Genomic DNA, 10905 nt, shown 5'->3' with positions numbered 1-10905 from the left:
GAAAAACCTGGAGTGCCTATTGAGAAGCCGGCCGAAGACCCACTGGACAGCCTGGTAAAGGAACTGACGGGGGAAGGCGGGGAGCCATCGGCTCCAACAACTGAGGCGAAAGTGGTTCCGGCAGAAGAACTGGATAAATCAGCATGTGCAGCAGATAAGGCAGTCATGGCAGCTGTCGTAAAGCAGCTCAGGCCGGTTATTGCAGGGATTAAGGATGAAGATACAAGGAAGGCCGTTACCGATTCCCTGGTATCCTGTCTGACCGATAAGGATGCGGTAAGCGATATTACGAAGATTGCCCAGGCGGCCCAAAAGAATGCGGCAAAGATGGCTGACCAGAAGCCACAGATGGATTTAGATGCGTATCAGGCTGCCTATGATGCCATGAATCCACACAAAAAGAATGGAGGTATGAAGTAATGAAAGGACAGGTTATCGGAAAGAACATGACACATGGATATGCAGGTGATTATGCCAGACAGCCAGATATGATAGTGGATACCCATCCACTGGGAGGGAGTGAAGCGGTAGTGTTTGGCACTCCTCTTGTTTATGACAGTAATGAAAAGGTAGTGGCCTTCGGGGCTTCTGGAACGGCTGCTGATTTTGTGGGAATTGCTTCCCGCGAGTTTAAGAGCGCTACATCCTATCTTTCACAGTCCGCTGGAGAGTATAGGCCGGATGAAGCGGTGAGTGTGTTCAAGCGCGGATGTATCAACGTGTTGTGTAACGTAGGAACACCAAAATTAGGCGGAAAGGTATATATTCGCACTGTTGCCAATGAGTCAATCCCTACAGGCGTTATAGGAGGTTTTGAAGCGTCTGAGGATTCTGGTAAGACCGTAGAACTTACGAACTGTGAGTGGCATGGTGGTAAGGATGCCAATAATGTAGCAGAAATCAGGATTATGTCCTGCAACAGAGCATAAGGAGGAAAAACACAATGAGCAAATTTCAGAGCATGGGGACCTTTGACGGTGGCGTGATATCATCCTCACCAACTGGTGCGGCCGCTCCACAGCGGTTCCAGACAATGGATTCGGCGGCAATTGCCAATGGAGGTGCGCTCCTGCAGTCCGAACTTGAAAAGAAGGATAACGTCATAAGGCAGCCCCTTACCAGTTTCACGTACAGCCGTGATATTCCAATGAGAGTGGGCGGCGGCTGGGCCGAGTTTGTAAGCGCCATGAATGTGGGGTATGGAGTGACCGGAGGAAGCGAGGATGGCCTGGTACATGCAGGCGGGGCCAACGGTATCCCGATGGTACAGGCTAATTTTGATAAGGGATTATTCAAAACCCATATTTTTTCTATCGGAATGAGAATCATGTGGGTGGATATGCAGCGCGAGAAACTGACTGGACGTAGCTTGGAAAGCATCCTGCGGGATGGAATCCGTATGGCCTATGATAAGCATATGGACGCTAATGTATACGTGGGCATCAAACGCTATGGTTCTACTGGCCTTATCAATAATCCGGAAGTCACCACGGCAAATGCTGCGGCAACCGGAACAGGTAGCTCCACGAAATTTAAGGATAAGACACCGGATCAGATACTCCAGGATATCAACGATGCCATTCTGGCTGTTTGGGAAACTGCGGAGTATGACAGGGATGCGGTCCCGAACCATATCATCATGCCATACGAACAGATTAATTACCTGGCAACCACGAAGGTGACGGAACTGGCCGAGAAGACAATCCTGCAGTTCCTGCTGGATAACAATGTGGCCAAGACTAACGGTAGTGACCTGTATATCGGGGGATGTTCCTGGTGTAAGGGTGCCGGCACGGGTGGGAATGACCGCATGGTGGTATACATTAACAAAGAACGGTATGTGGCTAGCGATGAACTGGCCCCATTAAGCCGTGCCATGACACAGCCGAACGCGGAGAATGTGTGCTATGACACAGCATACATGGCAAATATATCTGAGGTGCAGATGTATTATGAGGACATCATGCGCTATGTGGACGGAATCTAAGGGAGGGTAGCCATATGTTCATAAACAGTAAAAAATGTTTTGAAATCCGCGAGGGAGACCAGAAATTGCTTATCCCCCGCAATTTTATCGGTACTATTCCTGATTGGGCATCAAAGCACTGGATGGTACAGGCAGCCATCCATGACGGATCCATTGCCACGCCGGATAATACAGCGGATAAGGCGCTGGAAGCAGCGGACACGGACGCTGGAGAAAAAGCAAAAGAGTACGATATCAGACCAGAGGTAGCGGACACGGACGCTGGAGAGCAGGCAAAGCAGACCGGAAGGAAAGTGAAAGGTTAAGGAGGGACGGGAATGGATGGAGCACAATTTAATGGAGTGATAGCTGCAGCGGCCAATATGCCAGCGCTGGGTGAAAAGGGTACATACACATCTGTGATGTTCCTAGCAGATTTCCCACAGTTTAAAAGGTCCGGAGAGTCTGAGGGCAAAAGCCTGGTACCGGACCCCATACTGCAGCTGTATGTGGATAATGCAAATTCCACCATCCTTCCCAGCCGGTACCATGACATGTGGAGATACGCCGCCGGGCTGTTTGTGGCTCACTACAGCACGCTGTATCTTAAGACCTATTCGGAGGGCTCCCCATCGGCTGCGGCTGCGGCAGCCAAAGGCCAGCAGGCCGGGTTGATTAAAGAGGCATCCATGGGAGATACCTCCATCAGCTATGATAATGAGGCGGTTACGGTGGCAATGGCAAAATGGGGAGCCTGGAACTCCACGCAGTACGGGCAGCAGCTGGCCACTATGGCCCGCATGATCGGGATGGGAGGAATGTATGTTATTTGATAATCCAATCTTTAAAGGATGGTATACGGATACGGTTGACATATACCGCGTAGTCCCAGACAAAGAAGGAAACCTGATGAAACAGAAGCGACAGAAGCAGAACACGGCCCCCATCCCGTGCAGGGTATACAGTTCTAAGCGAGACGGTCCTATTATGGGAGTGACAGCCGCAAAGGAACGGTCCATGGAAAAGATGGCGTGTGACCTGTCAGTGGATATCATGGCTGGTGATGAGTTAAGGATTGTCCGTGGCGGGAACCTGGGGCACGCAAACAAGGCAGATCGGTATTTCGCTGGTGAGCCGCAAAGATACTATGACCCGGTGGGCGGTGCTCTTACTGGTCTGGAGCATCAGAAGGTAGGCCTGCTGAAAGATGAGATTGTGAGGTGAATGCATGTCAAGTTTTGGAAGCCAGATGCGCAAGCGACTGGAAGAACTTCATAAGGCAGGGCAGGATGTGCCGAGGATTATGGCCGATGTGGCCGAAGGCGCTATGATCGCAGCAGTGGAAAAGGCTACGGAAAGGACCCCTCCAAACGGAGGCGCCCCTATTTCTGGTACCGGGACCCGGTCTGGTGAATTGGCGCAGCATTGGTCAACAGACAGTGTGACGAAACCAGTCATCTCGGGTGCCAGTGTGAGGACAACACTGGCTAATAACATACTATATGCATCCTATGTCAATGATGGGCATCGGATGGACCAGCATTTTGTACCGGGATTGATAATCAACGGGAATATGCTGGAAAAGGTAAATCCATCCATGGGTGGGATTACCGTTGGAACCAGGACAAAGTATGTGGAGGGAAAATACATGAAAGAGGCGGCCATTGGAAAGTACCGCGATGTGGTCCGTATGGAACTGGGAAAACGTGTGAGGGAGGCGTTCAGATGATATTCACATTAGAGAACATTATAAATAGCCTGGCCGGAGTACTTACAGCACAGTATCCGGATTATCCGGTATATGCCAGCCCAAACCAGCAGGGGACAGACTACCCTTGCTTTTTTATTTTTTTCATGCCTTCCAAAATTGAAAAGCATCTGAATGATAGGTTCCTGCGTGACCTGGGTGTTGATATCGTGTTTGTGCAGCAGCGTAATATCGTAAATGGAAATGCGGAAATACAGGCCATAGCAGAGTACCTGGATGGGATGTTGGAACTGTTTGATTATGCAGACAGTAGTGGAGGGACAGCCAAGATACGTACCTTTGAGCGGCAATGGCAGACAGAGGATGATGAAATGCACTATCAATTCCATATCCGGCAACGGGTAAGCGCCCCAAGAAACAATGAACTGATGCAGATAATGGAGGAAAACAATGCCAGCATCAAATAAAATTAAAGGCCCTATTGCGATATCGAAACAGAAGAAGCTGAAGAAATATCCGACCGACAAATTACTGCATAGTAAGGTCCTGTCAGGATATCAGCCGGATTTTGCCAGGGCAATCCTGCAGGAGCCGGAATACACCATAGAGGACGCGAAGGCGGCCCTCGACAAAGTTTTGAAAGGAGGTAAGTAGACATGGCAGGAGGTACATGGACAAACCAGAACAAAGTGCAGCCCGGTGTGTATATCAATGTCAAATCCAAAGGCAACATCAATACCAATGTTGGGAATAAAGGCATTGTGGCAATCGCAGAACCCCTTTCCTGGGGACCTGTGGAAACCATTAAGGAAATATTGCCTGGTGAAGATTTAAGACCATATATCGGTTATGATATCGCGAGTCCCAAGGCCTTATTTTTGCGAGAAATGATGAAAGGAAGCGATGTCAGTGCAGGGCCTAGTAAAATCCTGTTGTACAGGCCTAAGGGAAGTGGCGGAAAGAAGGCAACGGTTACATCGGGAGCCCTGACCATCACGGCGCTGTATGAAGGTATCAGGGGAAATGACATCTCTGTTATCGTGCAGGAACAGGCCGACCAAGCTGGGGCATTTGATGTCAGTACTGTAATCGATGGGACCATAGTTGATGAACAGGCTATTAAAAAGCTGGATGACCTGAAAGCAAATACATGGGTAACGTTTGATGGAACAGGAACTGATATAACTGAAACAGCTGGGGTCACATTGGCAGGGGGAACCGACCCAACTATATCAGCATCTGATTATGCAGCATTCCTGACTGCCATTGAACCTTACCAATTTGATACATTGGTCTATGATGGCACTGATAATACGACTATACAGGCGATTGCAGCATTTGTGAGACGTGTATCAAATAGCATTGGTCAGAAATGCCAGGCTGTAATGGCCAATGCACATACGGTAAACAGCGAGTGGGTGATATCCGCAAAAAATGGGGTCAAGCTGTCAGATGGTACGGCGTTGACTGCACAGCAGGTCACATGGTGGCTGGGGGGTGCGGAGGCAGGTGCAAGATATAACCAGTCGTTGACGTATGCACAATATCCGGATGCGATTGAGGCTAACCCGAAACTGACTGATGGGCAGATAACAGCAGCCATACAATCTGGCGAGATTGTGTTCATTGACACATTTGGTTCCGTCAAGGTATGCACAGATATCAACACACTGACATCTTACAGTGTGGACAAAGGCCAGGAATTTTCCAAGAACCGGGTAATGCGGGTGCTTAACCAGTTCTGCAACGATGTATATAAACAGTTCAGCCTATACTACATCGGAAAGACTGATAATACTGAAACCGGGCGCAATCTTATGAAGGGATGGATTGTAGGCTATCTGAACGAGATACAGGCCGGCAACGGTATCCAGAACTTTGTCGCAGATGATGTACAGGTGAGGGCAGGAAGCAGTGTTGATTCCGTACTGATTGATGTTGCCATCCAGCCGGTGGACAGCATAGAGAAGATTTACATGACAGTGACGGTATCCGTAAACACTGCCGCGCAATAAGGAGGTAGAAAATGTTTCTGTTAGAACGTGATGCCCTTAATGGTAAATCCGGGAGTGGATTCATGACCATCGATGGGGAAAACCATGAAATGTTTGGCCTGAAGAAATTCCAGTCAAATGCAGAATTTCAAGAGAGCGATTTTAAGGTAGTGGGGACGACTCTGGTACAGAAGAAAACAACCGGGGTTTCCCTAAGTGGGTCCATGACGATTTATTATGGGAGTCCGTATTTTTTAAGGCTCCTGCAGGAGTACTTAAGGACCGGGAAGTTGCCATATTTTACTATCCAGATAACCAATGACGACCCAACAACCAGTGTTGGGACCCAGACCGTAGTATTCTACAATGTGAAGCTTCAGAAGCTTCCTGTGGCCATGTTGGATGCAGATTCGGATTTCCTGGAGATGGAAGTGGGATTTTCATATACTGGAATTGAGGTCCTGAACTGGTTTAATGACCCAACACAATTAGGAGGATGATAGCATGTCAAATATTAAGGCTTTTTTACAGCCACCAATCATGAATGAGACTAAAGAGGTGATTATTTCCGAACGGTTTAAGGATGAGGAAGGGAACGTTGTACCTTTTGTAATCAGGATTATTGATCAGGAAACCAATAATAAGCTGACCACAAAAGCAACCAAGAGGGAGAAAATTAACGGACAGATTGTCCGGGAATTGGATAACGTGAAATACGGGAAGCTTCTGGTGGACGCCTGTGTCGTATCCCCTAATTTTAAGGATTCGGAACTGTGTGATTATTACAAGACAGCTGACCCACTGGATGTGCCGGGTAGGATGTTATCTTCGGGGGAATATGGAAAACTCGTCAGGGAAATTAATAACTTCAATGGTTTCATATCAACGGATAATGAACTTAATGAAATAGAGGAAGAAGCAAAAAACTAGCCGCTGGGGACACACTGGATTCAAGGTTATGTCAATACATGCTTTGCCAGCACGGTGTGTACCCCACAGAGGTCCTTGATAGGAGTCTTAAGGAAAAGCTTTTGATGTGGGAATTGATTAAGAAGGAAGCAAAGGAGGTAAAGGTTAAGTAATGGGTGTGATAAACGAAGCTTTTGTCCTGACAGATAATTTTTCCTCTACCTTCAATGCATTTGAGGCTGCAGGGAACCGCGCATTAAACAGGATTGTCACGCTGGACCAGAGTGCTAGTGACCTGTTTAATAAAAATTCTGGGGCCACGGTTGCGGCGGTGCAGGATGTAGGCAGCGCTGTCCAAAAGACAAACCAGCTGCTTGTGCAGGCAAACCAGTCAGCTTATATGCTGGACCAGAACCTTAGCCGGGCGATGGGGCGTTCCTCTGGTGCAGTAATCGGAAGCATCCGTCAGCTTGGAGCACAGATACAGCAGGAGAACCAGGAATTACTTAAGGCCATAAGCTGTCAAAGGCAGCATACAGCAGAAGTTGAAAATACTAATAAATCAGCCAAAGGACTACTGTCAACGATAAAAAAAATTGCAGCAGCTACAGGGGCCATGGTCCTTACAAAGATGTTTTTGTCAACTGCTGATGCGCAATCCCAGATTAATGCAAAATTGGACCTGATAAACGATGGACTCCAGTCCACGGAGGCCCTTCAGGACATGATTTTTGCATCAGCCCAGAGGACACGGACCTCTTATTTGGATACTGCTAATGTTGTTGCGAAAATCGGACAGAATGCCAAGGATGCATTTGCAAACAATGCGGAACTTATCCAATTCGCAGAAAACCTGAATAAACAGTTTGTCATTGCTGGTGCAAGTCAGCAGGAGATTGCTTCCGCATCCCTGCAGCTCACGCAGGCGTTGGGTGCCGGAGTGCTCAGAGGCGAGGAACTGAATGCCGTATTTGAGTCAGCCCCAAATATAATCCGCACAATTGCAGACTATCTGGGGGTAAGTGTGGGAGAGATTAGGGAGTTGGCTTCGGATGGGGCTATCACTGCTGAGATTGTTAAAAATGCAATGCTGAGTGCAACGGATGAGATTGATAAAACTTTCAGGGATATGCCTATGACACTAAGCCAAGCCTTTACTATGGGGAAAAATGAAATCCAAAAGAGTCTACAGGACAGCTTTGAGGGATGGAGTGATTACTTGCAGACAGATGAGGCACAGCAGGCAATGACAAGGCTAATTAATCTCTTTTCCCTGGCAGCCAAAATTGGTGTTGGAGCCTTAAGCATTATTGGGAAAGGTGCACTTTGGGTATCGAACAACCTGGATTTTATTATTCCAGTTCTGGCAGCCATTGGGATTGCCTTCGTGATACTACAGGCACAGGCCATTGCAACGGCGGCAGCCAACATAGGAGGGGCGCTTGCGACAGCTGCAGCCTGGGCAGTTGCTAACTGGCCGATTCTATTGCTGATTGCGGTACTGGCCGGGGCTCTTATAGCAGCCCAACAGTTTGGTTTTGGAATGCAGGAAGTAGGCGGATGGGTAGGGCAGGTATTCGGCATGATTTACGCGGTTGGATACAATATATTTGCTACACTTTGGAATGTCATTGCATCCTTTGCGGAGTTTTTTGCCAATGTATTTAATGACCCAGTAGCTGCAATTGCGCATCTGTTTGCAGATGCCTTGGATGCCATTCTAAGCATGGTGGAAACTGTTGCAGGTGCCATTGATGCACTTACTGGAAGTAACCTGCAGGGAGCTGTTTCGGGATTCCGGGATAACCTTAGTAGCTGGGTGGATAATACATTCGGGGAAAATGCCATCCAAATTAAGCGTATGGCAAACTTGGATGTAGGTGCAACTGCAGCTGAATGGGGCAAATACGGCGCTGATTTAGGCTCTAAGCTGGATAATATGGATATCAGTCTTGATTCCCTGAAGGATACGTTCGGAGGGTTTGATGCATCTTCCATCCCAGCGGCCGGTGACTTGGATGTGGGGGATGTAGACCGGGTAAAAAAAATAGATGGGGATGTCAACCTGTCGGATGAGGATATAAAGCTATATCGTGACCTGGCTGAACGGAGATATATGAACAACGTGGAGCTTCAGACACTGGCTCCGCAGATTTCGGTATCCATTCCGGAATCCGCTGCGAAAAACCTGACCTCAAAGGATATCGCGGATAAGCTTAAGGTATTGCTCATCCAGCAGGCCGCAGCGCACACATCGGTATCACATGGATAGATAGGAGTATACGTACCATGGCAAAAATCAAAAATGGCTGCTCCATATATATAAAATTTGGAAGCAGGAAGGTAAAACTGCCTGTAAATCCAGAAGAGATAGAAATCAAGTACCCAACTGACCACAAGACATATTCTGTAATCGGTATTGGTGAGATAGTGGTTCCCAGGAAACCATCATTAAAGGTGGTTTCCTGGGAAAGTTTTTTTCCTTCATCTGCGGACGACCCTTATGTCAATGGCAATGCAAAGGCCCCAGAAGACTATGTCGAATATTTTGAGAAAGCATTAAACAAGAATCAGAAATGCCGTCTAATCATATCCCGTTCAGGGCTCTATGACACCAATATCCGATGCATCATCAGCGATTTTAAGACAAAGGATAAGGGCGGTGAACCGAATGACATCTATTATGAGGTGGAATTGACCGAATATAAGAACTATGAGCCGGAGGTGGTGTCAATCATCACCACGTCTGCCACGCCACTTGCTGATGCCCCGGAAGCCACTACTGAGGTAGCGCGGGAGGTGGAAACACCAGTGTTGCGGGTAGGTGCCCCCTGTATTGCCAATGGAAAGTATTGGAGTGACAGTTATGGGGCAAAGCCTTATGGCACGGCAAATAACTTAAGTACAACCGTGACCCGGATAGTAGAAGGGAATCCCTATCCAGTACATATTGGCTCATATGGCTGGCTGTCCGCAGACCAGCTGCAGATAACGGGGTGATACGATGGATAGTTTTTCTTTGCGGGTCCAGACCGTTGGTCCTGCCCCTGGTGGGGCCACACAGACCACAATTACTGAATATGCAAACATCATTGAATCAGCCGAACTTACTACAAACCGTTTTGATTCTCCTGCCAAGCTGGTGTTTTCGTGTGTTGATGCTCCTTTGATTTCGGAAGGAAGTTCGGTGGAACTTACGGTAGATGGGATAAGGATGTTCAAGGGATATGTATTTACAATTACAGAGAATCAATTGGGGGAATCAGAGTACACCGCATATGACCAGCTGCGATATCTGAAAGCGAATGCAAGTTATACTTTCATTAATATGACCTTGGCGCAGATTATCCAACAGATTGCGGCTGATTTCGGATTGACAGTTGGGAAAATGGAAGATACAGGATATGTTTTTCCATGTCTTATCAAGGAAAATGAATCCTGTCTGGATATCATTTTTGGTGCATTGTCTGAGACAATCATCCAAACAGGAAAGATATATAATTTTTACGATAATGCCGGAGCATTGACCTTGGTTGAAGCGAAGGACATGTTCGTCACAACTGTAGTGGGGGACAGGAGCCTGGCAACGGAATATACTTACAGCCGGGATATTGATTCCGACACATATAACCGAGTGAAGCTGGTACGGCCCAATAGTGAGACCGGGAAGGCGGATACCTACATCTACGAGGATACGGAAACCATATCCAAATGGGGACTACTCCAGTATTACGATGAGGTGGATGAAAACCTGAACGAGGCACAGATTGACCAGATGTGCAAACAGTATCTCCAGTATTATAACCGGGTAGTGCAGACATTGACCATGGATAATGTTATTGGGGTCCCGGGAATCAGGGCGGGGACCATAGTGCCTGTCCGGATAAGTAGGATTCAAGATTTATCCATGTCCAGGCTGGTGCTTACCGAAAAGGTTGTACACAGCTTTGAGGCAGATGACCATGTCATGAGTATCGAGTTTAAGGATTTCCAACAGCTGGGAGGGATAAATATTGTCTGAATTGATTGACGTGTTGAATATGATTGTACAGGATAATACTAAGGCAAATAAGCAAACCGACATAGTGTATGGTACGGTCTCATCCATTGCCCCACTAACCGTCAAGCTGGATGACACAATGCTTCCGGTTCCGGATGTGGCACTGGTCCTGACGGAAAACGTAAAATCCAGGTCAGCCAAGGTACAGGGGGGAGGCGGTGGTACTGTTGTGATTAATGAGGGACTGGCCGTAGGCGATAAGGTGGTCATGCTTAGGGTTTCACACGGGAGCAGATACATCATTCTATCGAGGGTATAAGGAGGCATG

The 10905-nt window shown here is 47.7% G+C and carries 16 protein-coding genes; all 16 read left to right on the top strand.

All coding sequences use genetic code 11. The annotated features are described in order from the left end of the window. Nucleotides 1-420, top strand: a 420-nt coding sequence (locus G614_RS31770; protein WP_027643069.1) for a hypothetical protein, incomplete at its 5' end; no start/stop codon positions are given. Continuing rightward, the gene (locus G614_RS0118045; protein WP_002594602.1) at nucleotides 420-929 is read left to right on the top strand and encodes a structural cement protein Gp24; all 510 of its coding nucleotides are present in this window, start codon (nucleotides 420-422) and stop codon (nucleotides 927-929) included. The genes G614_RS31770 and G614_RS0118045, both read left to right, overlap by 1 nt. Before the next feature lie 14 nt (nucleotides 930-943). Continuing rightward, complete coding sequence (locus tag G614_RS0118040; protein ID WP_027643068.1) at nucleotides 944-1987, top strand: DUF2184 domain-containing protein; 1044 nt, start codon at nucleotides 944-946, stop codon at nucleotides 1985-1987. 14 nt (nucleotides 1988-2001) lie between these two features. Then, complete coding sequence (locus G614_RS0118035) at nucleotides 2002-2292, top strand: hypothetical protein (RefSeq protein ID WP_027643067.1); 291 nt, start codon at nucleotides 2002-2004, stop codon at nucleotides 2290-2292. A gap of 12 nt (nucleotides 2293-2304) precedes the next feature. Further along, nucleotides 2305-2799, top strand: a complete 495-nt coding sequence (locus tag G614_RS0118030) for a DUF4054 domain-containing protein (RefSeq protein ID WP_027643066.1) — start codon at nucleotides 2305-2307, stop codon at nucleotides 2797-2799. Further along, nucleotides 2789-3190, top strand: a complete 402-nt coding sequence (locus G614_RS0118025; RefSeq protein WP_027643065.1) for a hypothetical protein — start codon at nucleotides 2789-2791, stop codon at nucleotides 3188-3190. The genes G614_RS0118030 and G614_RS0118025 overlap by 11 nt, the downstream gene beginning before the upstream one ends. A gap of 4 nt (nucleotides 3191-3194) precedes the next feature. After that, the gene (locus tag G614_RS0118020) at nucleotides 3195-3695 is read left to right on the top strand and encodes an HK97 gp10 family phage protein (RefSeq protein ID WP_027643064.1); all 501 of its coding nucleotides are present in this window, start codon (nucleotides 3195-3197) and stop codon (nucleotides 3693-3695) included. After that, nucleotides 3692-4141, top strand: coding sequence for a phage tail terminator family protein (locus tag G614_RS0118015; protein WP_027643063.1), 450 nt, complete (start codon nucleotides 3692-3694; stop codon nucleotides 4139-4141). The genes G614_RS0118020 and G614_RS0118015 overlap by 4 nt, the downstream gene beginning before the upstream one ends. Next, nucleotides 4125-4328, top strand: coding sequence for a hypothetical protein (locus G614_RS0118010; RefSeq protein WP_027643062.1), 204 nt, complete (start codon nucleotides 4125-4127; stop codon nucleotides 4326-4328). Before G614_RS0118015 ends, G614_RS0118010 begins: the two co-directional genes overlap by 17 nt. A 2-nt stretch (nucleotides 4329-4330) precedes the next feature. Then, on the top strand, nucleotides 4331-5689 hold the full coding sequence (locus G614_RS0118005; RefSeq protein ID WP_027643061.1) for a phage tail sheath family protein: 1359 nt from the start codon (nucleotides 4331-4333) through the stop codon (nucleotides 5687-5689). Between the two features lie 11 nt (nucleotides 5690-5700). Continuing rightward, the gene (locus tag G614_RS0118000) at nucleotides 5701-6168 is read left to right on the top strand and encodes a phage tail tube protein (RefSeq protein WP_002594593.1); all 468 of its coding nucleotides are present in this window, start codon (nucleotides 5701-5703) and stop codon (nucleotides 6166-6168) included. A gap of 4 nt (nucleotides 6169-6172) precedes the next feature. Beyond that, a complete protein-coding gene (locus G614_RS0117995; RefSeq protein ID WP_027643060.1) occupies nucleotides 6173-6598 on the top strand; it encodes a phage tail assembly chaperone in 426 nt (141 codons plus the stop codon). 151 nt (nucleotides 6599-6749) lie between these two features. After that, nucleotides 6750-8849 carry a tape measure protein gene (locus G614_RS0117985; RefSeq protein ID WP_027643059.1) on the top strand — a complete coding sequence of 700 codons (2100 nt, stop codon included), beginning with the start codon at nucleotides 6750-6752 and terminating at the stop codon, nucleotides 8847-8849. 17 nt (nucleotides 8850-8866) lie between these two features. Further along, the gene (locus G614_RS29365; protein ID WP_049948081.1) at nucleotides 8867-9577 is read left to right on the top strand and encodes a hypothetical protein; all 711 of its coding nucleotides are present in this window, start codon (nucleotides 8867-8869) and stop codon (nucleotides 9575-9577) included. A 4-nt stretch (nucleotides 9578-9581) separates the two neighbouring features. Continuing rightward, the gene (locus G614_RS27970; RefSeq protein WP_155245074.1) at nucleotides 9582-10598 is read left to right on the top strand and encodes an XkdQ/YqbQ family protein; all 1017 of its coding nucleotides are present in this window, start codon (nucleotides 9582-9584) and stop codon (nucleotides 10596-10598) included. After that, nucleotides 10591-10896 (top strand): DUF2577 family protein, encoded by a 306-nt coding sequence (locus tag G614_RS0117970; protein ID WP_027643058.1) that lies wholly within the window; start codon nucleotides 10591-10593, stop codon nucleotides 10894-10896. The genes G614_RS27970 and G614_RS0117970 overlap by 8 nt, the downstream gene beginning before the upstream one ends. Nucleotides 10897-10905: the final 9 nt, after the last annotated feature.

It is taken from the genome of [Clostridium] clostridioforme AGR2157 (assembly GCF_000424325.1).
Classification (GTDB): Bacteria; Bacillota; Clostridia; order Lachnospirales; family Lachnospiraceae; genus Enterocloster; species Enterocloster clostridioformis_A.
This window is presented reverse-complemented; position numbering and strand designations above follow the sequence as displayed.